The sequence below is a fragment of the Sinorhizobium fredii USDA 205 genome (assembly GCF_001461695.1).
Classification (GTDB): Bacteria; Pseudomonadota; Alphaproteobacteria; order Rhizobiales; family Rhizobiaceae; genus Sinorhizobium; species Sinorhizobium fredii.
This window is the reverse complement of sequence record NZ_AUTC01000185.1, coordinates 1-24,900: the sequence shown is the minus strand read 5'-3', so window position 1 is coordinate 24,900 and position 24,900 is coordinate 1. Positions and strand designations below refer to the sequence as shown.

Here is a 24,900-nt window from a genome sequence, read left to right as displayed (position 1 = left end):
GCAAAACCGCAGCCTGATCACTGTCCACCCCAAGGGGCGCACTCCACAGAATGGTTCAATTTAACCAGGAAAGGCTCAAAAGGGGCGCGGGTAGATAGCAAGAGCTTGTCCGCGGGGGTGTGTCGTTCGAATCCGCTCAAGGCGATAGACGGGGGACACCTCTTTTGGGCGACTCAAGAAAGCGGACGATGTCGTCAATCATGCGGGGGTCCCAAAGATCGTTGTGTCCAGAGCCGTCATAGACGAGCATCTGCTTGGGCTCGGGAGCGATGTGATAGAGAGCCTCACCCGAAGACAGCGGGATGATGGTGTCCCGGCGACCATGGATAAACAGCTTCGGCTGGCTCAGCTTCGCCATCCTCAGATCCGATCGGAACGGATCCTTGATGAGCAGGGCGACCGGAAAGAACGGGTAGTGCGTCTGTGCGAGCGAAAGGACCGACTGGAAGGCAGACACAAGGATGACGGCGAAAGCCGGCCGTTCTCCAGCCGTATTCACAGCGACGCCAGTTCCCAGCGACTGGCCCAGTACCGCGATCTCGTCGTCAGCGCGTGTCGAAAGCCAATCGAACGCAGCAATGCCGTCGGTCAGTAGCCCGTCCTCGCTCGGCGTCCCTGTGGATCCTGGGTAGCCGCGATAGGAGATCGCGAGCAGGCCGATGCCGCGCGCGGCAAGCGCCCGAGCGAGAAAGCCATAGTTGCTGACCCGATCGGCGTTTCCGAGAAAGAACAACACCGACGGTTGGCCGGGTTTGCCCTGGCTGTACAATCCGTGAAGCGTCTCTCCGTCCCGCGTTCGGATGTAGACGTTCTCGCCCCAAGTCGCATGTTCTGGAGGCGGTGCCGTGCTTGCGCCGGGGTAGAGGATGGCGCGCTGCGACAGATACGTCAGGCCGACGAGCGAAATGTAGGCGAGGGCCGCCGTGAGTGGAATGACCAGCAGGAGTTTCGTGGCACTCATTGCATCCTGTCCGCCCGTGCGCTCGCCCAATATTCAGAACCTGCCGTCGACGCCGTCCTCCGTCCGGACCGTCCAAGCGCTCACTATGCCCCAAGGCGGACCTGCTGTCGCACACCCTTGCCCTTCAAAGGCGACGATGAGGGTGATCGGCGCTCATGGGTGACAATCTCGTACCGAACGGACTGTCGATGGCGGCCGCTCGCGCCCCGAGATCGGACTTCCGACCGGTCGTGACCTAATTTTCGGCGGGCCAGTCGGGCAGCAGGGTAATGCCAAATTTCCGAGAAGCCGTCTTGAGGCGGTCAACCTCCTCGGGCGTCGGTGGCACGATCGCTTCGTCTTGACGGAATTCGTGGCCGGCTTCCTCCAGGAACTTGTCGAAGATCGCGGGCGTATCAATCAGAATATAGCGTGCCAACCCGCCGCTCACATTCATCAGTTGATGCGGCACGCCGCGCTTGAGGAAGATGCTTTGACCAGCGGTTAACTGGCGTGGCTCTCCGGCGACGACGGCGGTCAATTCGCCCTCAACCACGTAGATGGTTTCATCATCCTCGGCGTGAACGTGGATCGGCGTCTTCGTGTTTCCCCCGCTGATATTTTCGAAGAGGCAGAACTGACCATTGGTTTGCTTGCCGGACAGCAGGCGCTTCATGATCACGTCAGCCAGAACAAACGCTTTCGTTTCTGTGCTGCTCATAGCGGCCATCCTTGTTCGAGTTTGGAATTCTGTTCGGCCCGAGTCGCATTGCGGGGAGCCTGTCAGGGACAGCAGCCGCCGTGGACGAACTGGAACGCCGGATGGCGGGAACGGTCAAAGCTCCGAATTTGCCCGGAATGGAGAGAAGCTCATCGTCAATGACGAGAACGACGTCGACGCGCTGCTGATGGTCGTTGCCGGATCGATTTCGGGCAGGCCCAGTCCCCGACCGGAGGGGTGCCAGGTTGCCGCCTACATTGCCCCGCCAGTCAGCGGGTTGACCTTCGGCTTTTCGCTGCTGTCCTTCGCGCCGGGAGGTTGAACCAGCGGCGGCGCAATTGAATCCTTGTCCACATGACTCTGTCGCTCGGCAGGCGGATGCACGTCTTTCGGATTTTTCTGCTCGGGTTCGGCATTCGTATTTTTGATGGCCATCTGGATTTCTCCTTCGCAAGCGACAACGAAGAGAAGGCCGTGAGGTTCCGCCTATGGGCTGCCTTGCTCCTTCTTTGCCGGCGCTCGCCGCTCGAGGAGTTGCTGGAAGATGTCCGCCTGGCGCTCGGTTGCAGCGCGGATCGCAACTAGGTGATCGAGCATTCCGCCGAAGGCAACAAGAACCAGCCCGCCGGCAATTGTCGCAATGGCCCAGGGAAGAACGGCAAGCAGGGTCCTGACATCGGGCGAGGGCATCAGCATCGTCGCCAGCACGACGAGCGTGCCGATGACGATAGCGCCTCCGAGAAATTCGAGAAATTTTCCCATCCTTGGCTCCCCTACTGCATGTCTCCGAAAATCGACTTCGATTTACGGACAAAAACATGCAGCAATTCAAAGTGCTACAGCGACCTTTGCGTGCCTGATAAGGCGCGCGGCGCTGTAGGTCGTCGCCCAGCCCGACTCACTGCGCCCTTTCTGCTGCATCCGCTGCATGATTCCTCAATTGCACAACAATTCAAAGTGCTACGGTGCACGGGCTCCACCCCAATCGGGAAGTGCTGCGCTGTCGAGGGCCTTGGCCATGCCGCTCATGCCTCGCGATGCTCCAAAAAAAACCCGGCAGAGCCGGGATTTGAGATCGGGAAGCAATAGGAACCTAGAATTTGACGCCGACGCCCACCGTGAACTGATGCTGGTCGAGATCGACATCGACTCCGCCGACGTCCTTGTCGCCGAAATCATTGTAGCGATACTCGGCGCGGCCGAACATGCTGTTGGTAAAGGCGTAGTCGATACCGCCGCCGATCGTCCAGCCGTTGAAGGTCTCCTTCTCCTTGGGCGCCCCGGCCACATCGACAAATCCGCGCGTCACCGCCCAGCCGCCGGTGCCGTAAAGAAGGGCCTTCTCATTGAGCGTATAGCCGACCCGCCCGCGAACCGATCCGGAGACATCCGTCCCGACCTCCGTGCTCGCACCGAAGACCGTGAAGCTCTTGTCGTTCCAGTTGTAGCTGACGTCTCCCTCGACGCCGACGACCCAGTCACCCATCTGGTAATTGTAGCCGGCAAAGGCACCGAAAAGTCCACCGTTGAAGTCTTCCGAGGCGCTGGCGCCGGGAACGCTGAGATCGCTGTTCAGCCATCCGCCGCCGCCCTGAAGACCGACATAGCCGCCGGTCCAAACAAAAGTGGGCGTCGTCTCGATGATGGCCGGGGCCGGTTCCGGAACTTCGGTAATGTCTGCCGCGGAGGCTGGGCCGGCGGCCAGGAAGGCGCCGAACATTGCAACAAGCACGTTTCTGATCATCACAGATGCCTCCTGTTGTCCGACGATGAGAGTAGCAACTAATCGGGAACAAGTCTGCGAAAAATGGCGCTTTTCGGACTCACTTGCGCGAGCGGTGAAAAAAACAGGCCGGCGGATTTCGTCCAGCCGGCCCGCCCGAAAAAATGCGGAAAAGGGGAACGTCTCTCGCGGGGCCTAGAGGCCACGAGAAGAGACCGATTGCTTCCCGATAATGCCCGAACGCGGTTTTGCGCGTTGACAGACTGCGCATGAAATTTGACATTATGCGCATGACAGCGAATGCCGAAAAGAGCTCTCCGATTGAAGTGGTCGTGGTGGTTCTGCCCGAATCCTCCATTATGTCGCTTGCCTCGGTGCTCGATCCGATGCGGGCCGCGAACCGCGTCGCCGGCCGGCCGGTGTTTCGCTGGCGCCTTCTCTCGGCCGACGGCGAGGCAGTGACGTTGACCTGCGATATCCCGATCCCGGTCGACGGCCGGTTTTCGCCGCCGCTTGACGGCGATCTTCTCCTCGTCATCGGCGGCTTCAATCTCTACCGGCACGCCGGCAAACGGTTTCTCGCCGCCCTGCAGGAATGCGCCCGCCATTTCGACATCGTCGCCGGCATCGAATCAGGTTGCTGGCTGCTTGGCCGGTCCGGATTGCTGAATGGCCGCAAGGCGACGGCCCATTGGGAGGAACTCGAAGACTTCAGCCAGGCGTTTCCGGGGCTGACGGTGATCGGTGATCGCTTCGTGACGGACGGCAAATACTGGACCTCGGGCGGCGCTTCGCCAACCTTCGACATGATGCTGCATCTGATTACCGAGCGGCTGGGGCCGGCCTTGGCCCTCGATGTTGCGAGCATCTTCGTCTATGACCAGATGCACAGCCCGACCGATGTTCAGCCCTTCGTTTCGCTTGGGCGTATCGAGGCGCGCGATCCCGAGCTTGCCGGAGCCATAAGGCTGATGGAGCGCACGCTGGAGCGGCCGATGACGGTTGCGGCATTGGCGCGGCGGCTCGCCATCTCGCAGCGCAAGCTCGAATTGCTCTTCGCAAGAGCCCTGTCGATCAGTCCCGGCGCCTACTATCTGCGACTGAGATTGCAGGTCGCCCATCGGCTTGTGCGCGATTCCGGCATCCCGATGCGCGATATCGCGCTGCGCTGCGGCTTCGACAGCCTGTCGGCCTTCTCGCGTGCCTATCGGCGCGAATATGGGGCGAGTCCATTGAAGATGCGCAGCGCCAATCGCGCGACCAGCAGTCGAGCAGAGACTAATTCTCTGCCGCCGGCGTGAGGTGGTTACTTCCGGGCATGCGGCCCGGCGGATCCGGCCAGCGCGCAGGCCTCCTCGAATTCTTTGACGGTTTCCGGCGTGTTGTCCTCTGGCAGCACCGCGTCGGCAACCTCGTCCGCCGCCGCCGCCTCGCCCTCGTAGACGTAGGACTGGATGTAGTAGGCGATATCTCCCTTCCACACCTTGCGACCGTCGATCTGCCGGCAGGCGATGGCGGTCTCGAAATCCGTCTGAAGGTCATCAACACTGGCCGTGGCCGAAGCGCCACCGGAAGGTGCCACAAGCGAGGCAATCAGCAGGGCGGTGAACATGGCGGCAGGCCTCCCGATGGGTCGACAAGGAAACTGCCGGTTCGTTTCCTTGATCTCACTTGATAGAGGGCGAATCTGCTCCGAACGAAAGGGGTATTCTCGCAATATTGATTTTTGTTGAGCGGTCGATGTGTTTAAGCCACAGTCTTGCTCCACGGCATGAACGTCACCGCGCGGCGCGTGATCAGAAGGGAAGGGCCCTTCGCTGCGCTTAGCGAAAGGCCCTGGGCTCTTACCGGACGAACTGGACGACCGTATAGGTCTTCGGATCGACGATAACCCGCTGCTGATTGACGACAGCATACGCATAGGCCGGATTCTCCGGAATGGGCGTCAGAACAACCGTGCGCGGCAACGGTCGACCGACGGCGATCTGCTCCTTGATCATGACCGTATCGGCCGGCATTGGCTGCTGCTGTACGTAGGTCGTAACCTGTTGCGGCGGCGGGGCGATCACCGCACCGGCAACCAGCCCAACGGCGCCACCGACGGCAGCACCGACGGGGCCGCCAATAATTGCGCCAGTAACAGCACCGCCCGCGGCACCCGTTACCGCGCCTTGATTGCGGTCATCTGCAATGGCGGGCGCGGCAAATATGCCGGTCGCGATCGCGGTAGCAATGATGATCTTGGCATTCATCTGTCGTACTCCCTTGCTATACGGAGGGTACAACGCCACGACATTTGATTTGTTCCTAAATTTGACTTTCGCGTTTCATAGAATGTCTGTCGATAACGCAATGTTCCGTTCGTGAAATCTTGTGAATACTGACAGAGGTGCGCGACTTTACAATCGGCCTCGCTTCAGCCGCTTGTTCGGCGCTGAATCGCCTATTCGTTTGATGTGGCCGCGAGCATCGGCGAGGTTATCGCGGAGCAATCGGCTTTCGCGCGAGTTCAATTGCAGAGGTTTCGTTCTCCGCCCATTCGGCGACCGCGATCGCGGAGCCGAGTATGAGGACTGGCAGAGCCAGCGCGCCGAAGAACTTGAGCATTTGAAGCCACCGCGTGCGCCTTGCTTTCGGATCGTCAACCATCTTCTTTCCGCCATGTCGCATCTGAAGAACGCAGGAGATGGAAGCAGAAAAGCTTCGACCGGTCAGTCTCTTTGGGAACACGCTCTCGGCGTTCGCGCCCGTAGTTCAGTTCCGGGGCAACCTTCCGACCGTTGAATTTGCGGAGCGCGCGGGCGGGATCTCGGACACGGCCGCCTGAGCAAGCGTCAGTGGCTTGTGGGGGGCTGTTCGGACTGTTTTATTTCGTTGCCGCGAGCGAGCCCCGAGGCTCAGGGCTCGCTCGCTGGCGATCTGGTCGTTCAAGAATCAGGCGGCGAACTGGTTCATGGTGTTGTGCTCGCCACCAGCCTTGAGGGCGGCTTCGCCGGCGAAATAATCCTTGTGGTCGTCACCGATGTCGGAGCCGGCCATGTTCTGGTGCTTCACGCAGGCGATGCCCTGTCGGATCTCCTTGCGCTGCACGTTGGCGACGTAGCCGAGCATGCCCTGGTCACCGAAGTACTCCTTGGCGAGATTGTCGGTGGAAAGCGCGGCGGTGTGGTAGGTCGGCAAGGTGATGAGGTGATGGAAGATGCCGGCCCGCTTCGAGGCGTCGCGCTGGAAGGTGCGGATGCGCTCGTCAGCCTCGCGCGCCAGTTCACTGCCGTCGTACTCCTCGCTCATCAGCCTCGCCCTGTCGAAGCCGGAGACGTCCTTGCCGTCCCTCTGCCAGGCGTCGAAGATCTGCTGGCGGAAGTTCAGCGTCCAGTTGAACGATGGAGAGTTGTTGTAGACGAGCTTCGCATCCGGGATGACGTCGCGGATACGGTCCATCATTCCGGCGATCTGCTCGACATGCGGCTTCTCCGTCTCGATCCAGAGAAGGTCGGCGCCGTTCCTGATTGCGTTGATGCAATCCAGGACGCAGCGGTCGACACCCGTGCCTTCCCGGAACTGGTAGAGATTTGACCTCAGCCGCTTGGGCCGCAGGACCCTCGACCCTCTGGTGATCAAGACGTCTCCATTGGACGGCTTTTGATCCGTGACGTCCTCGCAATCCAGGAACGAGTTGTATTGGTCGCCGATGTCACCTTCGCTGGCACTGAAGGCGATCTGTTTCGTTAGACCCGCACCGAGCGAGTCGGTTCGCGCGACGATGATGCCGTCGTCGACGCCGAGTTCGAGAAACGCGTAACGGCATGCCCGGATCTTGGCGACGAACTCCTCGTGAGGAACGGTTACCTTGCCGTCCTGATGGCCGCATTGTTTTTCGTCGGAAACCTGGTTCTCGATCTGGAGCGCGCAGGCGCCGGCTTCGATCATCTTCTTGGCGAGCAGATACGTCGCCTCTGCGTTGCCGAAGCCCGCATCGATGTCGGCGATGATCGGGATGACGTGCGTCTGGTGATCGTTGACCGCTTGGGTGAGTTGCTGTTCGCGCACCGTGTCACCGGCCGAGCGGGCCTTGTCGATCTCCCGGAACAATGTGGCGAGCTCGCGCGCATCGGCCTGGCGAAGGAAAGTGTAAAGCTCCTCGACCAGCGCCGGAACGCTGGTCTTCTCATGCATGGATTGGTCCGGAAGCGGACCGAACTCGGAGCGAAGCGCCGCAACCATCCAACCGGAAAGGTAGAGGTACCGCCGTTCCGTCGAGCCGAAGTGCTTCTTCAGGGAGATGACCTTCTGCTGTGCGATGAAGCCGTGCCAGCAACCGAGCGACTGGGTGTACTTGCCCGGATCCTTGTCATAGGCGGCCATGTCCCGGCGCATGATGGAAGCCGTGTAGCGCGCGATGTCCAATCCGGTCCTGAAGCGGTTCTGCAGACGCATGCGGGCAACCGATTCGGCGGTTATGCCGCTCCAGTTGCCGTTGTCCTTGATCAGGCGGGATGCTTCATCGAGGTAAGCTTCATAGGACATGATTTCCTCCGAGGATGTCAGTGTTGCGTAGGCGAAGGCATAGGCGCTCTTCCTTGGACTCTGAAGCGCTTGCAGTGTCGAGTTGTCAAACTTTACAAGCCAATTTTGTAATGTTGTAATGAGGCATGGAAAAGCTCGGAATATATCTCGGCCCACGCCTTAGGCGTTTGAGGAAGGATCTCGGCCTGACACAGGCGCACATGGCGGCCGACCTTGACGTTTCCCCATCCTACATCGCCTTGATGGAACGCAACCAGAGGCCTGTTACCGCGGAGGTGCTGCTGCGTCTCGCCAAGGCTTACAAGATCGACCTTTCGTCCTTGGCCGAGGAAAGCGGTTCCGACCTGATTGCCCGTCTCCAGGCGGCGATGAAGGATCCGATCTTTGCGGAGATCGACGTATCCCCCTTGGAACTGGCCGACGTGCTGAGCAGCTTTCCGGGCTTCACGGAGGCCATGCTTCGCCTGTACACGGCATATAAGGAGGAGCAATTCGCACTGGCCGATCAACGCCAGGGTTCCGCCGATTGGGGCACGGACGCCAGCGATCCCGTGGCGGCGGTGCGCGGCTTCCTGGCAGCCAGGCGAAATTGTTTTCCGGGCCTCGATGTCGCAGCCGAGAAGCTGTCGACCGCGATCGCGGAGGCCGGCGGGCTTCCCGGTTATTTCAGGCAGCGTCACAATCTCCATGTCCGGCGCTTGCCGGGAGAGGTCATGACAGGGTCCGTCCGCCGGCTGGACCGGCACCGGCGTGAGATTCTGCTCGACGACAGCCTGGACGCGGCAAGCCAGAACTTCCAGCTTGCGCAGCAGCTTGCCTACATCGAGTTCGACGGCGACATCCGCAAGGCTGTCAGCGAGGGCAACATGCTTACGGAAAGCGCGCGTCGTCTTGCCCATCGCGCGATCGCCGCCTACTGCGCCGGAGCGATCGTGATGCCGTACACGGCGTTTGCCAAGGCCGTTGAAGCTCGACGCTACGACGTCGAAGCCATCGCGCGCCAGTTCGGGACCAGTTTCGAACAGACCGCCCACCGCCTGACGACGCTGCAGAAACCCGGACAGGAGCGGATTCCGTTCTTCTTCATTAGGGTCGACGCCGCGGGCAATGTATCGAAGCGGCTGGACAGCGCCAATTTCCCATTCGCGCGGCACGGCGGCGGATGTCCGCTCTGGACCCTGCACCAGGTCTTCACCACGCCCAGAACAGTGGTCACGCAGTGGCTGGAACTGCCGGATGGGCAGCGGTTCTTCTCGATCGCCCGGACCGTGAGTTCCGGCGGGGGAGCGTTTGGCGTGCCGCGAGTGACCCGCGCGGTCGCGTTGGTCTGCGAAGCTGGCTATGCCGAGCGCATGGTCTATTACCGGCACCACGTTCAGCCGGTCACCCCGACTCCGATCGGGATCGCCTGTCGTCTCTGTCACCGCACGAATTGCACGTCTCGGTCGGAGCCGCCGATTGGTCGTCATATTTCGCCAGACGATTATCGCAGGACCGATACGCCGTTCGGCTTCTCCGACTAAGGGAGCATGAATGAAGATCGACGCCTTCGCGAAGCATCGATGGGAAGACGCCGGCTGCCTTCGCCAATGCGGCCGCCGTCATCGGCAGCGTGCTTCGAACCGGCGCCCGTAGCGATCACGATAGATACAATAGCCTTCGCGCTCTCGGGAACGACCTATCAGGTTGCCCACAATTCCACCGGCCACAGCGCCGATAGCCGCGCCGCCCCAGCTATCACTCACCACGCCTCCGATGATTGCGCCGGTTCCTGCACCGATTGCCGTCCCTCGCTCCGTCTGAGTGCAGGAAGCGAGTGCACCAATCATTCCAACCGCAATGACAAGCTTTCTCATGCTTTTACCCCTTTGCTTGATAACAACCCGGGTATTCCACCACTTGCATCCTACGCGTGAGGTTTCAGCATCTACGCAACGCGGATAATTGTCGATAGTCCTTCTTGCCGCTGCCAGTTGGCAACTGTCTTGCGATCGAAATAGTCACCGGGACGCGTTATGGCACGGTGCAGATGCCATCAGTGTCGCCGTGCCGTTCGATGTCGGTCGGAGCGCTATCGAATACATACAGATCGACGGCAATCTGTAAAAATACCATTGATTTTATTGATTAATTTATAAAATTCGTCCAGGCACCCCGCAAGCGTCAATGCAACCTTTGCACTGGTCCTTCTGTAAAGGTGCGAATACCATCACGCTGAACCGTGGCTAAAAATTCTTGGAACGCGTCCCGATCAGTGTCGAAGGTGTCATTCCAGACCGTTGTGTTTCCTTCCTCGTCGTATACCTCGAGCGTCCAGTCGAGGTAGGTTCCGGCAGGACGGTAAATGCGCAAGATAACGGTTACGTCATCATCGACAAATTCGCCGGAGAATTCTGAAAATTCAAACTGCTGTTCGCTTTCGGTCATCCGCCTTTATAACACGCACAGGTGAGGCACGGGAGAGCATCTCATCGGGGCAGTCTATCGCATGAAGAGCAGGACCTCCGAAAGTGCGCCCCACGCGGCGACAATTGTCACGCCGAGAGTGAAGGCAAGGACGACAGAGAGCTTGCCGTACGCAGTCGCCTCGAAACGCTTACCGATCTTCAAGATCAGTTTCTCGGGGGGGGCCATCGGAGTCCTTTCACCGGATCCGCAAGGAATTTTAGCCCACTACACATTTCACAGTCACCTATTGCCGCCGCGTGCACCACCTGCGCCTACACAAGCAGCGCGCCGGCCGGCAGTACTATTCTTGCGTCGCGCGGCTTCTACCGCCAGTAATTCCGCCCATATTGGACCGACGACCGCCCCATAAAATAGCCGATCATCAAGGCGAGGGCGCCGACTGTGAGCGCCAAGCCAGTTGCGGTGTATGGGTGATCCGCGGCTCCGACCACCACGGCGTTTGCTTCGCGGCTCACTGCGTCGGTGGCTGTCTTCGCTATCTTTCGGACACCAGTGGGCGGTTCGGTCGGCGTCCCGGTGAAGCCGGCGCTCAGTTCGTCGTTGGCCATGTTGTTTCTCCTGTTGGGGAAGGAGGAACCGACGACGGGCGGGGAGGTTCCGGATAAGCAGTGCACCGACCGCGAACGACGCATTGCTCTCAGCAAGTCAACCTCAGGCTTGGAGGCATTCATCGGCGGTTCAGGCTCGATGGCTCAATGTGACGGCCAGCGAGGAGGAGTCTGCGATGAAAAAGCTCTTGTCCGCCCTTCCAGCCGTAGTCATAGCTGCGTCTTTCGCCTTACCGCTAAACGCCGCGCCGATCTTTGTGCCGAAACTCGAGCAAGTGCAGGCGGGCATGGTTGAACAGGTCAATCATCGGCGCAATTGGCGAGACAGCCACTGGAACAGACGGCACGCCTGGCGTTCGTGCCGTTACTACGGCAGGTGCTACCCGCGCTATGACTACACCCAGAGCTACGGCTATCGCGATTATTATTACCGCTATCACCGGCGACCGGGCATCAACATCTACTTGAACTTCTAGCGACCGCTGGTGCTTTGCCGCCCTCGACCTCCAATGGGAGGGCGATAGTCCCTGCTCGGAAGCCAGCGAGGACTTTCATGGTGCCGCAGACCCACGAAAACAACTCGACCCGAACACACCTATGCGCCTCAGGGACATCATCCCGATCGCATTTCCCTACGGCGGCATTTCTCCGGCTAGCCTTCGGCGAGAGGCGAAGCGGGGGAGGCTGAAGCTTATGCGCATCGCTGGTAAAGGACTTCACGGGGCTATCGGCGATCGAGGAGATGCTGCGGCTTTCCGTAGTTCATAGCACGGCACCAGACCACCGCAGCGGCAATATCAGATTCGGCAAATAATGCGTTCTATCTGGTCTTCTTTCTCATAACCCGTGATGAGGTTCCAGAACACGGCGTTTGGTGAGCTAAAGCACGCCGATAAATGGATGCACAGCGCCTCTCTCGCAAGAGGATCCGGATTGGCAAGCGCAATGAGTGCCAGTCCGGTGAGGTAAACAAGCGGAAGCATCCAGTTGATCAGCCTTTGCACCACAAACCTCGCGATTCGGCGGACCAATACTTCGCAGGCGGAACTGAAAGCTCATCAACGGAACAGCACGAGCTTGCTCGTCAACCATGCGCAGGTGGCTTCGAGTGAACTCGTGGCGACTCCGTGGCGATTCATCGCTCCAACAAAGTGCATTTCTTGTAAGTACTTGAATTCACGTGGTGAGCGCGCAGGGATTCGAACCCTGGACCTACTGATTAAAAGTCAGTTGCTCTACCGACTGAGCTACGCGCTCCCATGCCCGGCTCGTGAAGCCTGGCGGAGTGGGCGGACATATGCACGCGCGCTTCGTGCCGGTCAACCGAAAAATTGCGTGAGATCGGGATTCCAAACCCGGTTCTGGGCGAATGGGGAAGGGGACCGCTTGGGCCGGTGTTTTTCACGGAGGCAAGGCCCGTCGCCAGCATCGCCGCCCACCGCGGCCCCATACCGGTGCGGCAAAATGATCGCCGAAAGGTGATTGGTGTCGCTGTATACATGGAGATAAGAAAGCCATCAGCCGAGTGCCGGAGTTCTGAATTTGTCGATTGCCGATGTCTCCATCTGGACCGCCATTCTTGCCGGCGCTCTGTCGTTTCTTTCGCCCTGCGTCCTGCCGCTCGTGCCGCCCTATCTCTGTTACATGGCCGGCGTTTCGGTCGATCAGTTTCGCAGCGGAGATGCCGCGGCGGCTGGCAGCACGCGACGCGCCGTTCTGCCGGCGGCATTGCTCTTCACCCTCGGCTTCGCGACGGTCTTCGTGGCGCTCGGGGCAGGGGCGTCGTCGATCGGCCTCCTGCTCCGGCAATATATCGATCTGCTGTCGCGTATCGGCGGCATCCTCATCATCGTCATGGGGCTGCATTTCCTGGGCGTCTTCCGGATCGGGCTGCTGGCCCGCGAGGCGCGTTTTCATGGCGGTGGCAAGCCGGCGACGCTGTCGGGCGCCTATATCATGGGGCTCGCCTTCGCCTTCGGCTGGACGCCGTGCATCGGCCCGGTGCTCGGCACGATCCTCGGCGTCGCCGCGGCGCGTGAGACCGTTAGCGACGGGGCGATGCTGCTTGCCATCTATTCGCTCGGCCTTGCCGTGCCGTTCTGGATCGCCGCCGGCTTTTCCGGCGCCTTCATGCGCTTCCTGATGCGCTTCCGCCGGCATCTCGGTCTGGTCGAGAAGCTGATGGGCGCGCTTCTCGTCCTGGCCGGCCTTGCCTTCCTCTTCGGCTTCATCAGCTCGGTCGCGATCTGGTTCCAGCAGACCTTCCCGATCCTGTCGCAAATCGGCTAAGCAGGGGCAGCAGCCGAGCGGAGGAGCGGGATGACGGACATTGCGGGCCTGGTGCTGCCGTTCTTCGGGCTCATCTTTCTCGGCTACCTGACGGCGCGCTTCGTCGAACACCCCGGCGAGGCGATGGGCTGGCTGAACACCTTCATCGTCTATCTGGCGCTGCCGGCCCTCTTCTTCAAACTGGTGTCGCGCACGCCCGTCGAAGAGCTGACGCGCGCCGACTTCATCCTCACCAGCGTCGGGACGACCTATGTCGTCTTCGGGCTGATCTTCTCGGTCGGCCTGTTCCTGCGCCGCAGCACGATCGCCGAGGCGACGATCCAGGGTTTTGCCGGCGCCTATGGCAATATCGGCTATATGGGCCCCGGTCTGGCGCTGCTCGCCTTCGGAGAGGCCGCCGCTGTCCCGGTGGCGCTGATCTTCTGCTTCGAGAATGCCGCGCATTTCACCGTTGCCCCGGCGATGATGGCGCTTGCCGGCGGACGCAAGCAGAAGCCGCTATTCCTCGTCCTCGGTATTGCCCGCCGGATCGCGCTTCACCCGTTTATCCTGTCAACCTTTGCTGGCGTGGCGGCCGCCTTCCTGGCGCTCGAGCCGCCTGCACCGCTGCAGAGATTGATCGATTACCTCGCGCAGGCCGCCGCTCCCTGTGCGCTGTTTGCCATGGGCGTGACCCTCGCACTTCGCCCGCTGAAGCGCATTCCCGTGGAGATCGGCTATATCGTTCCGGCGAAGCTCGTGCTTCATCCGGTGCTGATGTATCTGGCGCTGAGCTCGGTTGGCGCCTACGACCCCGTCTGGATGCAGACGGCGGTGCTGCTCGCCGCCTTGCCGACGGCGACGAACGTCTTCGTCATCGGCCATCAGTATGGCATCTGGCAGGAGAGGGCCTCCGCGACGATCCTGATCACCACGCTGGTCTCGGTCGCGACGGTGACCGGCTTGCTCTATCTGATGCGATCAGGCGCGCTGCCGGCCGATCTTTTCCCGTAGGCTCTCCTTGATAGACCGCAGCGCGCTGCCCGGATGGATGCCTTCGCGCATCAGCAGGCCGCGGAGCGGGCCGGCGGAGGAGAGGAATTGCAGGCCCATGGCCCTGAGCGCCTGGATGGGCAGGAAATCCGAAAGCAGCGACCGGTTGAGCAGGTCGACGCTTGCGGTCCGGCTGACGATGTCCATGCGGCGGCGGCCATCGAATCGGTCTCCTACATCCGCCGCAATGCGTTCGCCGGTCGGCCGGCCGACGAGCTCGACGAGGGTCATCACGTCGCGAAGGCTGAGATTGAGACCCTGCGCGCCGATCGGCGGGAATGCATGCGCCGCCTCGCCGACAAGCGTGGCCCGTCCCTTGCCGAAGCGACGGGCGGTCATGCCGGAGAGGGGGAAGGATTGCGGCGTGCCTTCGGCCGTCACCTTCCCGAGAATCGATTGCATTCGGTCCTCTATGCTACGCGATAGGACATCGATCGAAAGTTTGAGCGTCTCCTCCGCGTCCCGCGGCTTTTGCACCCAGACGAGGCTGGAGCGGTTGCCCGGCAGGGGCACCTGCGTAAACGGACCGCTCTCCGTGTGAAACTCCGTCGAAACCTCCTGGTGCGAAAGCTCGTGGCCGAAGTTCAGCACGACCGCCGTTTGCGGATAGGACCAACTGAACGTCTCGATCCCCGCAGCCTCGCGAACCGCGGAGCGTCGGCCGTCGGCGCCGACGATGAGATCCGCGGTGATCGTTCGCCCATCCTCCAGGCCAATCCGCCCTTCGACCTCGCCGAAGTCGAAGGTCATGGCCGGCGCGGTGATCCGCTCGAGCGTCGGCAGGCTTGCTTCGTGCTTTTCCAGGATTTCGAGGAACGGGGCATTCGGAATATTGTAGCCGAATGCGTCGAGCCCGACCTCGGCGGCGCGGAAATTGACGGGCGGCGCCCGCAGAAGCCGTTTGGTTCCGTCGATGATGCGAATGGCGACCAGCGGCGCCGTCAGCAACTCGACCTCGTCCCAGAGACCGAGACCCTTGAGGTACTCGATCGACTGGTCCATGAGGGCCGTGGTACGTCCGTCGGCGATGACGGGCCTCGGCCCGACGAGCGCGACGCGATGGCCTTCGCGGGCGAGCGCGATCGCCGCCAGCGACCCGGCAAGTCCCGCGCCGATGATGGCAATGTCATAGTGTTGCATGGCCGGCGCCTTCCCGGGCGGGTTGTCCGCCTCCAAGTCAATGTCTTGGTTTTGTTGTACCCGCTTAGCCCATTGAAATAAATGGGCTGAATCAGCGCAGACGTGGTCGCCGCATGTCCACAGAACAATTCCGCTCGTGGGTTGACGAAGGTGAATTTTGCTGGCGATGCCTCGCAAAGGGTGCATATTAACCGCCGGAGTGCCGTCGATCGCGGGTCAGCGGCGGTCTGGCGATGGCGCGAAAAGACGAAACGAAGGGAACAGGCGGCATTCGCAGATGAAATTCTTCAACTACAGACGCGTTCCCTACGCCGAAATCCGTGCCTTTTCCGTGCATATCCTCACGGCCTCCGGTTCGTTCCTGGCCTTCCTCGGCGTGGTGGCGGCGGCCGAGCATCGATTCGTCGACATGTTCTGGTGGCTTGGGCTGGCGCTGCTGGTCGACGGTATCGACGGCCCGATCGCGCGCAAGGTGCAGGTCAAGGAAGTGCTGCCGAACTGGTCGGGCGATACGCTCGACAATGTCATCGACTACGTGACCTATGTGCTGCTTCCGGCCTTCGCGCTCTACCAGAGCGGCATGATCGGCGAACCCTGGTCCTTCGTTGCGGCCGGCGCCATCGTGGTGTCGAGCGCCATCTACTATGCCGACATGGGCATGAAGACGGACGAGTATTTCTTCTCCGGTTTCCCGGTCGTCTGGAACATGGTCGTGTTCACGCTGTTTGTCATCAAGGCGAGCGAAGTGACTGCATCGATTGTGGTTTTCTTGTCCGTCGTGCTGACCTTCCTGCCCATCAACTTCCTGCATCCGGTGCGCGTCAAAAGGTTGAGGGCCGTCAATCTCGGCGTCTTCCTGGTCTGGTCGGCGCTCGGCATGTACGCCTTGCTCCTGCATTTCGATACCCCGCCCTGGGTGGTGCTCGGCGTCGTGGTGACGGGGATCTATCTCTACGTCATCGGTTTTGTTCTGCAGCTATTTCCCAATCTCGGGCGCGCTTAGGAGTTTGCTCATGCCACAGGCGATCGTCGTTCGCGAACTCGGCGGACCGGAAGTTCTGAAGATGGAGGGCGTGACGCTCGCGGCGCCCGGACCCGGCGAAGTGCAGATCCGGCAGGTCGCCATCGGCCTCAACTTCATCGACGTCTATTTCCGGACCGGGCTCTACAAATCGGCAACCGGTCTGCCCTTCATACCGGGCAAGGAGGGTGCCGGCATCGTGACCGCGGTCGGTGACGGCGTGAGCATGTTTTCAGTCGGGGATCGGGTCGCCTACGCTTCGGCCGACGGCGCCTATGCGAGCGAACGCAATGCCGACGCCTCGCAACTCGTCAAGGTTCCGGACGGGATCAGCCTCGAGACGGCGGCAGCGATGATGCTGAAGGGGATGACGGCGCAATATCTGCTCAATCAGACCTTCCAGGTTGGGCCTGAAACGACCTTGCTCTTCCACGCGGCCGCCGGCGGTGTCGGGCTGATTGCCGGGCAGTGGGCGAAGGCGCTGGGGGCGACGGTGATCGGCACGGCCGGATCGCAGGAAAAGGTCGATCTGGCGCTCGCCCACGGCTACGACCATGTCATCAACTATCGCACCGAGAATTTCGTCTCACGCGTCAGGGAATTGACCGGCGGACGGGGCGTCGACGTCGTCTATGACTCGGTCGGCCGCGACACCTATCCGGCCTCGCTCGACTGCCTGAAGCCTCGCGGCCTGTGGGTCAGTTTCGGCAATTCTTCCGGGCCGGTGGATGCCTTCAATATCGGCATCCTGGCGCAGAAGGGGGCGCTCTACGCCACCCGTCCGACGCTTTTCACCTATGTGGCCACCCGGCCGGCGCTGGAGGCATGTGCAAATTCCCTGTTTGATGTTGTGCAAAGCAACAAAGTGCGTATCAATATCAATCAGACCTATCCGCTCGCCGAGGCCGGCCGAGCGCACACGGATCTCGAAACAAGAAAAACGAGCGGAACGACATTGCTGATTCCCTGACTGTCCCAAGGCGGCAGGGGATTCGAAAGAGGGGAAAAGAGGGCAGCGTGCCTGTTAAGGGACCAATTGCGAGCGGCCCGTTGCTGGCTGTGAGCAACCTGACGAAATTGTTCGGCTCGTTCGCAGCCTGCAATGCGATCAATCTGCACATAGAACCCGGAGAAATTCACGCGCTCCTCGGCGAGAACGGTGCGGGGAAATCGACCCTGGTCAAGATGCTGTTCGGCGTGCTCGCGCCGACGGCCGGTGAGATCCTCTGGATGGGCGACAATGTCCGCATCGGGAGCCCCGGTGACGCGCGCAAACTCGGCATCGGCATGGTCTTCCAGCACTTCTCGCTCTTCGAGGCTTTGACGGTCGCCGAGAATATCGCGCTTTCGATGGATCGCAGCATTTCGCTGGCGCGGGTTGCCGAGGAGGCCTCGCGGCTGTCGCATGTCTACGGACTGCCGCTCGACCCGAACGCGCATGTCGCCGACCTTTCCGTCGGTGAACGGCAGCGCATCGAGATCGTGCGCGCCCTTCTTCAGAATCCGCAATTGATCATCCTCGACGAGCCGACCTCGGTGCTGACCCCACAGGAGGCCGACCGGCTGTTCGAGACGCTGTTGAAGCTGAAGGCGGAGGGGCGTTCCGTCCTCTACATCAGCCACCGCCTCGAGGAGGTGCAGCGCATTTGCGACCGTGCCACGGTGTTGAGGCACGGCAAGGTCACCGGCGCCTGCGATCCGCGCGCCGAGACGCCGGCTTCGCTCGCCCGCATGATGGTCGGCAACGACGTGGCCGTGGTGACATCAGAGGGCACGAACACCAAAGGCGACGTGCAACTCGAGGCACGCCATCTTTCCGTTGCAGCGCGCACGCCTTTCGCGGTTTCGCTGAAGGACGTCTGCCTTAAGGTCAAGGCCGGCGAGGTGCTGGCGATTGCCGGCGTTGCCGGCAACGGCCAGAGCGAGCTTTTCGATGCTCTCTCCGGTGAATACCCGGTGGCCGACGACAATGCCGTGCAAATCCGCCAGAAGCCGGTCGGGACCAGGAACATCAATGCACGACGCTTGATGGGCGCCGGATTCGTCCCGGAAGAGCGGCATGGGCATGCCGCGGTCTCCTCGCTCTCGCTCTCCGACAACCTGGTCCTGGCGCGCAACCAGTCCGACAAGCGCGCTTTTCTCGGCGGTGGTTTCTTGAAGATTATTCGCCAGGGGGCGGTCAAAGCCGCAACCAAACGGATTTCCGAGGCGATGGATGTCCGCAAGAGCGGCGAGGACCCGCCGGCCGGTTCGCTTTCGGGCGGCAACCTGCAGAAATTCATCGTCGGCCGCGAACTCGATCGGCAGCCGGCCGTGCTTATCGTCAACCAGCCGACCTGGGGCGTCGACGCGGGGGCGGCGAGCCGTATCCGCCAGGCGCTCGTCGATCTCGCCAAGGCGGGCTCCGCCGTGCTGGTGATCAGCCAGGACCTTGATGAGATATTCGAGGTGGCGACGGAGATAGCGGTGATCTGCGAGGGGCGGCTTTCCGATCCCTATCCGGCCCGCGAGCTCTCGCGCGAGAAGATCGGCCTCCTGATGGGCGGCATGCATGGCAAGACGGAAGGCGCGGGAGCGGCACATGCGCATTGAGCTCGAAAGGCGCCCCAAGGTCTCTGCGCTGTTTTCCATCCTGTCGCCGTTCATCGCCTTTGCGCTGACCATCGTCTTCGGCGGCATCATGTTCGCGCTGCTCGGCAAGAACCCCGTAGCGGCGCTCTACAGCTTCTTCGTCGAGCCGCTGAGCGAGGTCTGGTCGCTGCATGAACTGGCGATCAAGGCCGCGCCGCTGATCCTGATCGGCGTCGGGCTCTCCGTCTGCTTCCGCTCCAACAACTGGAACATCGGTGCGGAAGGCCAGTTCATTATGGGAGCGATCGCCGGCTCGATCCTGCCGGTCGTCTTCTACGACTGGCAATCGCCACTGATGCTGCCGCTGATGCTGGTGCTCGGCATGATCGGCGGTGCGCTCTTCGCGGCGATCCCGGCCTTCCTGAAGGCACATATGAACACCAACGAGATCCTGACGAGCCTGATGCTGGTCTATGTCGCCCAGCTCTTTCTCGACTGGCTCGTGCGTGGCCCCTGGCGCAACCCTGAGGGCATGAATTTTCCGGAAACCCGGACCTTCGGGGCGGACGCCATCCTTCCCGAAATGCTCGCCTCCGGGCGTACGCATTGGGGCTTTGCCTTTGCGATCATTGCGGCGCTCGCGGTCTGGTTCATGATGCGCTACACCCTGCGCGGCTTCGAGATCACCGTCCTCGGCCAGTCCGAGCGGGCAGGGCGCTTTGCCGGTTTCTCGTCGCGCAAGATGATCTGGTTCTCGATGCTGTTTTCGGGCGCTCTTGCCGGGCTTGCCGGCATTTCGGAGGTGAGCGGCGCGATCCAGCAACTCAGGCCGGTCATCTCGCCCGGATACGGATTCACGGCGATCATCGTCGCGTTCCTCGGGCGCCTTAATCCGCTCGGCATCATCGCCGCCGGTCTCGTCCTGGCGCTCACCTATCTCGGCGGTGAGGCGGCACAGCTTTCGATCGGCGTCTCCGACAAGGTGACGCGCGTCTTCCAGGGGCTGCTGTTGTTCTTCGTGCTGTCCTGCGACACGCTCATTCACTACCGCATCCGGCTTGTCAGAGAGAGGTTCGCGGCGCTCAAGACGGATGAGGCGCACTGATGGGTATCGTCGAAGCAATCCTCCTGAGTGTCATCACGGCGGCGACGCCGCTCGTCCTTGCCGCAGCCGGCGAACTTGTTGCCGAGCGGTCGGGCGTGCTCAATCTCGGCGTCGAAGGCATGATGATCATGGGCGCGGTCTGCGCCTTCGCCGCCACGCAGCTCAGCGGGTCGCCCTATATCGGCGTGCTCGCCGGGATCGCCGCCGGTGCCTTGTTCTCGCTGCTGTTCGGTTTCCTGACGCTGACGCTCGTCGCCAACCAGGTGGCGACCGGCCTCGCGCTGACGCTGTTGGGCCTTGGGGTCTCGGGCATGCTGGGTGAGAGTTTCCTCGGCATGCAGGGCATCAAGCTGCAGCCGATTGCAATCCCGCTGCTGTCACAGGTGCCGTTTGTCGGGCCGCTGCTCTTCCGGCAGGACGCGATCTTCTATCTCTCGATCGCCATCGTCGCGGGCATCCATTGGTTTCTCTTCAGAACGCGTTCAGGGCTGAAGCTTCGCGCGGTCGGCGACAGCCACGGTTCCGCGCATGCCTTGGGCGTCGACGTCATAAGAACCCGCTATCTGGCGGTGCTTTTCGGCGGCGCCTGCGCCGGGCTCGCTGGCGCGCAGCTGTCACTGGTCTACACGCCGCAATGGGTCGAGAACATGTCGGCGGGTCGCGGCTGGATCGCGCTCGCCTTGGTGGTCTTCGCCTCCTGGCGTCCCTGGCGGGTGGTTGCCGGCGGTTATCTGTTTGGCGCCGTGTCGATCAGCCAGCTTCACGCCCAGGCCTTCGGCATCGGCATTCCCTCGCAGTTTCTTTCGTCGCTTCCCTATGTGGCGACAATTGTCGTACTCATTCTTATATCGCACAACCGGCGCATGACCCTGATCAATACGCCGGCATCGCTCGGCAAACCGTTTGTGCCGGACCGGTGAACAACAACCAGACGGAACTCTCGAACCGACAGAGGTCAAAAATGAAAAAACTACTCCTCGCCCTCGCAACCACGACTGCGGTCATCGGCTTTGCCGCAGCCGCAGGCGCCCAGGAAAAGGCCAAGATCTGCTTCGTCTACGTGGGCTCGAAGACCGATGGCGGCTGGACGCAGGCGCACGACATCGGCCGCCAGCAGGTCGAAAAGGAACTGGGAGACAAGGTCGAGACGCAGTTCCTCGAGAACGTTCCCGAAGGTCCGGATGCGGAACGCGCGATCGAGCGCCTGGCGCGGTCCGGCTGCGGCCTGATCTTCACCACGTCCTTCGGCTTCATGGATGCGACGGTTAAGATCGCCCAGAAATTCCCCGACGTGAAGTTCGAGCACGCGACCGGCTACAAGACCGCACCGAACGTCGCGACCTATAACAGCCGTTTCTATGAGGGGCGCTACATTCAGGGCCAGATCGCCGCCAAGATGTCGCAAAAGGGCGTCGCCGGCTACATCGCCTCCTTCCCGATTCCGGAAGTGGTGATGGGCATCAACTCCTTCGTGATCGGCGCCCGCTCGGTCAATCCGGACTTCAAGATCAAGGTCGTGTGGGCGAACACCTGGTTCGACCCGGGTAAGGAAGCGGATGCTGCCAAGGCGCTGATCGACCAGGGCGTTGACATCCTGACCCAGCACACCGACACGACCGCTCCGATGCAGGTCGCGGCCGAACGCGGCATCAAGGCCTTCGGCCAGGCGTCCGACATGATCGCCGCCGGCCCGCAGACGCAGTTGACGGCCATCGTCGACACCTGGGGCGCCTATTATGTCAAGCGCGCCCAAGCCTTCCTCGACGGAAAGTGGGAAACCACCTCGAGCTGGGACGGCCTGAAGGACGGCATCCTGACGATGGCGCCCTACACCAACATGCCCGACGACGTGAAGGCGATGGCCGAAGCGACGGAAGCGAAGATCAAGTCCGGCGAACTGAAGCCGTTCACCGGTCCGCTCAACAAGCAGGACGGCGCGGCATGGCTCAAGGAGGGCGAATCCTCCGACGACGCCACGCTCCTCGGCATGAACTTCTATGTCGAAGGTGTCGACGACAAGCTGCCGCAATAACGGCGCAAAGGGCAACCCGCCTTTGAATTCCTGCAAACCCCGCGCCCAGGCGCGGGGTTTGTTGTTGGGGTCATCGAATCTGCCGTATCGGATCGCGCCAATGGTCGTCCGTGGCTCTTCGCCGGACTTTCGGGAATCGCATATTCGATCTACTGTAAAGACGCGCGTCTGCTCTCGTAACGAGAAGCAGCGCCGGCACATAAAAACAGCGCCTGCCCGCAGCAAGGAGCGCACTCTTGGAGGGGGACGGGTTGAACAAGAGCCTGCTTGATACGGTGATATCGAGAACGCCGAAACGGACGAGCCATGCGCAGGTCGTGGATCAACTCGGCAAGGCGATCGTTTCGGGTGAATTTCCGGTCGGCAGTATCCTGCCTGGGGACCCGGAACTGGCTCTCCGCTTCCGTGTGTCGCGCACCGTCTTGCGCGAGGCGATGAAGACGCTTGCGGCAAAGGGCATGGTTGTTCCCCGCGCCCGCATCGGAACGCGCGTGACACCCAGGAAAGAGTGGAATCTCTTCGACGCCGATATCCTGACGTGGCATTTCGCCTGTGGGGTGGATGAGGACTTTCTCCACCATCTGAGCGAAGTGCGGCTCGCCTTCGAGACACACGCCGCCGCCTTGGCGGCGCGAAACGCGACCGACGCGGAGATTGCCACGATGATGCGGCTCGCGGTCGCCATGGGTGACGCCAATCACACGGCGGAGACGCTTGCCGTGGCCGACCTGAAATTCCACCTCTCGGTTCTCGAGGCATCCGGAAACCCGTTCCTCAGAACGGTCGGCGGCCTGATCGAGGCTGCGCTCGTCGGCGTGTTCAAATTGAGTTCGCCGACGGACGATAAGGGCGGCATAGACGAGGTGGCTCGTAACCACATCCGCATCGTCGAGGAGATCGGCAGGAGGGATGAGCTTGGCGCCCGGCAGGCGATGGAGCACGTCATCAAATACGGGCGGGACCGAATCCACAAAGCCTTCAATCCGGACTAAAGCGGCAGGATTTGAGACCGCTGGCGGTGCTCTACAACCGCCGCTACGCCCTCCTACGTCACTGATCGCCAGACTGACCTTGCCCGCACAGTCGCGTTGGCCTATCTGAGACAGCAGTCGTTCCTCATCTGACGACTTCCTTGAGCGGTGAACGGAGCCTATGTCCGAACTTTTTGTCATTATTCTTCTGCTTTTGATCAATGCCTTCTTTGCGCTCTCGGAAATGGCAATCGTTTCGGCAAGCAAGCCTTTGCTGCGTCAGATGGTCAAGCAGGGAAACCATCGCGCCGAAGTCGCCCTGCGGCTTGCCGAGGAGCCTGGAAAGTTCCTGTCGACGGTTCAGGTCGGCATTACCCTTGTCGGCATCCTGGCCGGCGCCTATGGCGGCGCGACGATCGCGGCGAAGCTCGCACCAACCTTGGACGAGATTGCCTGGATCAACCCCTATGGCAACACCGTTGCTGTCGCCCTCGTCGTCACGCTCATCACCTTCCTGTCGGTCGTGATCGGCGAACTCATCCCGAAGCAGCTGGCGCTCAGGAATTCGGAAGGCTTGGCGATTTTCGTTGCGAGACCGATGACCCTGCTTTCGCGGATAGTCGCGCCGGTCGTCTATCTTTTCGAGACTGCCGCCCGTCTCGCGATGCGCCTGATGGGCATGAAGGCCGAGGACGCCGATCACGTCACCGAAGAGGAAGTGCATGCGATCATGGCCTCAGGCGTGGAGAGCGGCGCGATCGAGAAGAGCGAGCATGAGATGCTGCGGCGCATCATCCGGCTCGACGACAGAAACGTCAAATCGATCATGACGCATCGCACCGAGGTCAGCTTCATCGACGTCAATGACAGCCTGGAAACGATCGGCCGCAAGATCAGGCAGTTCGGCCATTCGCGCTATCCGGTCATCGATGGCCCGGCGGGCGATGTGGTCGGAGCGGTGCTGGCAAAGGAGATCCTTAACGCGCCGATCGCCGCGCCGTTCGATATCCGCAACTATGTCCGCGAGATCTTGACGCTTCCGGAGACGGCCTCGTGCCTGAAGGCCCTCGAAGCCTTCAAGGCCTCCAGCGTCAACATGGCGATGATTGTCGACGAGTACGGCAGCACGGAAGGCATCATCACGACTGCCGACATCCTGGAGGCGATCGTCGGCGTCATTCCGTCGAACTACGACGATATCGAACACGCCCATATTCGGGCACGTGAGGACGGCAGCTATCTCGTCGACGGCCGCACGCCGATCGACGAAATTCACCTGCAGATCGGCATCGAAGGCATAGATACCGACGGCGATTTCGAGACGATCGCCGGCTTCCTGGTGCAGCAACTGCGCAAGACGCCGGAGGAGGGCGACTGCGCCGAGGCGCACGGATATCGTTTCGAGGTGCTCGACATGGACGGCCGCCGGATCGACAAGATCCTTGTCAGCCGCCGCGCCGAAGAACATTCGGCCTGATAGGAGAAAAAGGCCGAGCGACGCCCGGCCCTTCTGCCTTAGAGCCTTTCCTGGTTAAATTGAACCATTCTGTTGGCTCAAGCGGAGTGGAATGATTGCTCGGCTGGCGCGCGGCGTAGCCAATGCATACGGCCAAGCCAGCCGAGCAAACAGGCCGCCCGCTTCAGCCAACCCGAAGGGCCGGGCATCTTTCCGCACTGCATGATTCCTTAAATCGGAATCGATTTAAGGAGAAAATCATGCAGCATTCTAAGTGCTACAGCGACCTTTGCGCGTCTGATCAGACGCGCGGCGCTGTAGGATCAGAGGCGATCGCCTCGGCCGTACCTTCGGG

The 24,900-nt window shown here is 61.3% G+C and carries 27 protein-coding genes and 1 tRNA gene; 13 read left to right on the top strand and 15 right to left on the bottom strand.

Translation table 11 applies throughout. The features are described 5' to 3' along the window. Positions 1 to 136: 136 nt before the first annotated feature. From N181_RS26490 to N181_RS26470, 5 genes are all read right to left on the bottom strand, one after another. Positions 137 to 961, bottom strand: coding sequence for an alpha/beta hydrolase (locus N181_RS26490; RefSeq protein ID WP_037401910.1), 825 nt, complete (start codon positions 959 to 961; stop codon positions 137 to 139). Between the two features lie 235 nt (positions 962 to 1,196). Continuing rightward, positions 1,197 to 1,661 (bottom strand): cupin domain-containing protein, encoded by a 465-nt coding sequence (locus tag N181_RS26485; protein WP_037401913.1) that lies wholly within the window; start codon positions 1,659 to 1,661, stop codon positions 1,197 to 1,199. A 252-nt stretch (positions 1,662 to 1,913) separates the two neighbouring features. Then, on the bottom strand, positions 1,914 to 2,096 hold the full coding sequence (locus tag N181_RS26480; RefSeq protein ID WP_037401868.1) for a hypothetical protein: 183 nt from the start codon (positions 2,094 to 2,096) through the stop codon (positions 1,914 to 1,916). A gap of 51 nt (positions 2,097 to 2,147) precedes the next feature. Further along, a complete protein-coding gene (locus tag N181_RS26475) occupies positions 2,148 to 2,423 on the bottom strand; it encodes a hypothetical protein (RefSeq protein ID WP_037401870.1) in 276 nt (91 codons plus the stop codon). A 331-nt stretch (positions 2,424 to 2,754) separates the two neighbouring features. Next, positions 2,755 to 3,405, bottom strand: coding sequence for an outer membrane protein (locus tag N181_RS26470; RefSeq protein WP_037401873.1), 651 nt, complete (start codon positions 3,403 to 3,405; stop codon positions 2,755 to 2,757). Positions 3,406 to 3,668: 263 nt separating this feature from the next. Here N181_RS26470 and N181_RS26465 point away from each other — a divergent pair, with 263 nt between their 5' ends. Then, positions 3,669 to 4,685 (top strand): GlxA family transcriptional regulator, encoded by a 1,017-nt coding sequence (locus N181_RS26465; RefSeq protein ID WP_060564008.1) that lies wholly within the window; start codon positions 3,669 to 3,671, stop codon positions 4,683 to 4,685. Positions 4,686 to 4,690: 5 nt separating this feature from the next. Here the strand turns inward: N181_RS26465 and N181_RS26460 are convergent, their stop codons facing one another. The 3 genes from N181_RS26460 to N181_RS26450 form a co-directional block, all read right to left on the bottom strand. Further along, positions 4,691 to 4,996 carry a hypothetical protein gene (locus N181_RS26460; protein ID WP_037401879.1) on the bottom strand — a complete coding sequence of 102 codons (306 nt, stop codon included), beginning with the start codon at positions 4,994 to 4,996 and terminating at the stop codon, positions 4,691 to 4,693. 232 nt (positions 4,997 to 5,228) lie between these two features. After that, the gene (locus N181_RS26455; RefSeq protein ID WP_037401882.1) at positions 5,229 to 5,636 is read right to left on the bottom strand and encodes a DUF1236 domain-containing protein; all 408 of its coding nucleotides are present in this window, start codon (positions 5,634 to 5,636) and stop codon (positions 5,229 to 5,231) included. A gap of 682 nt (positions 5,637 to 6,318) precedes the next feature. Continuing rightward, a complete protein-coding gene (locus N181_RS26450) occupies positions 6,319 to 7,911 on the bottom strand; it encodes an isocitrate lyase (protein ID WP_060564006.1) in 1,593 nt (530 codons plus the stop codon). Between the two features lie 125 nt (positions 7,912 to 8,036). On the opposite strand from N181_RS26450, the gene N181_RS26445 reads away from it, so the two are divergent. Then, positions 8,037 to 9,434 carry a helix-turn-helix domain-containing protein gene (locus N181_RS26445; RefSeq protein ID WP_014328309.1) on the top strand — a complete coding sequence of 466 codons (1,398 nt, stop codon included), beginning with the start codon at positions 8,037 to 8,039 and terminating at the stop codon, positions 9,432 to 9,434. Between the two features lie 78 nt (positions 9,435 to 9,512). Here the strand turns inward: N181_RS26445 and N181_RS32460 are convergent, their stop codons facing one another. From N181_RS32460 to N181_RS26435, 4 genes are all read right to left on the bottom strand, one after another. Continuing rightward, entirely contained in the window at positions 9,513 to 9,767 is a 255-nt protein-coding gene (locus N181_RS32460) for a YMGG-like glycine zipper-containing protein (RefSeq protein ID WP_014328310.1), read from the bottom strand. 307 nt (positions 9,768 to 10,074) lie between these two features. Beyond that, on the bottom strand, positions 10,075 to 10,338 hold the full coding sequence (locus N181_RS26440; RefSeq protein ID WP_014328311.1) for a hypothetical protein: 264 nt from the start codon (positions 10,336 to 10,338) through the stop codon (positions 10,075 to 10,077). A 54-nt stretch (positions 10,339 to 10,392) separates the two neighbouring features. Further along, the gene (locus N181_RS33460) at positions 10,393 to 10,545 is read right to left on the bottom strand and encodes a hypothetical protein (RefSeq protein ID WP_153452043.1); all 153 of its coding nucleotides are present in this window, start codon (positions 10,543 to 10,545) and stop codon (positions 10,393 to 10,395) included. Between the two features lie 137 nt (positions 10,546 to 10,682). Then, entirely contained in the window at positions 10,683 to 10,928 is a 246-nt protein-coding gene (locus tag N181_RS26435) for a membrane protein (RefSeq protein ID WP_037401890.1), read from the bottom strand. A gap of 176 nt (positions 10,929 to 11,104) precedes the next feature. Between N181_RS26435 and N181_RS26430 the strand changes: the two genes are divergently transcribed. Beyond that, a complete protein-coding gene (locus tag N181_RS26430) occupies positions 11,105 to 11,404 on the top strand; it encodes a hypothetical protein (RefSeq protein ID WP_014328312.1) in 300 nt (99 codons plus the stop codon). 321 nt (positions 11,405 to 11,725) lie between these two features. Here the strand turns inward: N181_RS26430 and N181_RS26425 are convergent, their stop codons facing one another. Continuing rightward, a complete protein-coding gene (locus N181_RS26425; protein ID WP_141322198.1) occupies positions 11,726 to 11,932 on the bottom strand; it encodes a hypothetical protein in 207 nt (68 codons plus the stop codon). A gap of 177 nt (positions 11,933 to 12,109) precedes the next feature. Further along, positions 12,110 to 12,185: transfer RNA gene (locus N181_RS26420), tRNA-Lys, on the bottom strand. Positions 12,186 to 12,470: 285 nt separating this feature from the next. Here N181_RS26420 and N181_RS26415 point away from each other — a divergent pair. Beyond that, on the top strand, positions 12,471 to 13,217 hold the full coding sequence (locus tag N181_RS26415) for a cytochrome c biogenesis CcdA family protein (protein ID WP_037401893.1): 747 nt from the start codon (positions 12,471 to 12,473) through the stop codon (positions 13,215 to 13,217). 30 nt (positions 13,218 to 13,247) lie between these two features. Next, the gene (locus N181_RS26410) at positions 13,248 to 14,210 is read left to right on the top strand and encodes an AEC family transporter (protein WP_037401896.1); all 963 of its coding nucleotides are present in this window, start codon (positions 13,248 to 13,250) and stop codon (positions 14,208 to 14,210) included. Here N181_RS26410 and N181_RS26405 read toward each other — a convergent pair. Continuing rightward, positions 14,178 to 15,389, bottom strand: a complete 1,212-nt coding sequence (locus N181_RS26405; RefSeq protein ID WP_014328317.1) for a UbiH/UbiF family hydroxylase — start codon at positions 15,387 to 15,389, stop codon at positions 14,178 to 14,180. The genes N181_RS26410 and N181_RS26405 overlap by 33 nt on opposite strands. Positions 15,390 to 15,666: 277 nt before the next feature. Here N181_RS26405 and pcsA point away from each other — a divergent pair, with 277 nt between their 5' ends. The 8 genes from pcsA (at position 15,667) to N181_RS26365 (ending at position 24,566) form a co-directional block, all read left to right on the top strand. Continuing rightward, positions 15,667 to 16,392, top strand: a complete 726-nt coding sequence (pcsA, locus tag N181_RS26400; RefSeq protein WP_037401899.1) for a phosphatidylcholine synthase — start codon at positions 15,667 to 15,669, stop codon at positions 16,390 to 16,392. A gap of 10 nt (positions 16,393 to 16,402) precedes the next feature. Continuing rightward, the gene (locus tag N181_RS26395; protein ID WP_037401901.1) at positions 16,403 to 17,380 is read left to right on the top strand and encodes a quinone oxidoreductase family protein; all 978 of its coding nucleotides are present in this window, start codon (positions 16,403 to 16,405) and stop codon (positions 17,378 to 17,380) included. 47 nt (positions 17,381 to 17,427) lie between these two features. Continuing rightward, positions 17,428 to 19,002, top strand: a complete 1,575-nt coding sequence (locus N181_RS26390; protein ID WP_037401904.1) for an ABC transporter ATP-binding protein — start codon at positions 17,428 to 17,430, stop codon at positions 19,000 to 19,002. After that, positions 18,992 to 20,086, top strand: coding sequence for an ABC transporter permease (locus tag N181_RS26385; RefSeq protein ID WP_014328321.1), 1,095 nt, complete (start codon positions 18,992 to 18,994; stop codon positions 20,084 to 20,086). The genes N181_RS26390 and N181_RS26385 overlap by 11 nt, the downstream gene beginning before the upstream one ends. Further along, positions 20,086 to 21,006: an ABC transporter permease gene (locus N181_RS26380; protein WP_014328322.1), complete on the top strand. Its 921-nt coding sequence runs from the start codon at positions 20,086 to 20,088 to the stop codon at positions 21,004 to 21,006. Before N181_RS26385 ends, N181_RS26380 begins: the two co-directional genes overlap by 1 nt. Before the next feature lie 41 nt (positions 21,007 to 21,047). Beyond that, positions 21,048 to 22,118 (top strand): BMP family ABC transporter substrate-binding protein, encoded by a 1,071-nt coding sequence (locus N181_RS26375; RefSeq protein ID WP_014328323.1) that lies wholly within the window; start codon positions 21,048 to 21,050, stop codon positions 22,116 to 22,118. Between the two features lie 251 nt (positions 22,119 to 22,369). Then, positions 22,370 to 23,110: a FadR/GntR family transcriptional regulator gene (locus tag N181_RS26370; protein ID WP_037401907.1), complete on the top strand. Its 741-nt coding sequence runs from the start codon at positions 22,370 to 22,372 to the stop codon at positions 23,108 to 23,110. A gap of 160 nt (positions 23,111 to 23,270) precedes the next feature. Further along, positions 23,271 to 24,566: a hemolysin family protein gene (locus N181_RS26365; RefSeq protein ID WP_014328325.1), complete on the top strand. Its 1,296-nt coding sequence runs from the start codon at positions 23,271 to 23,273 to the stop codon at positions 24,564 to 24,566. Positions 24,567 to 24,900 lie beyond the last annotated feature (334 nt).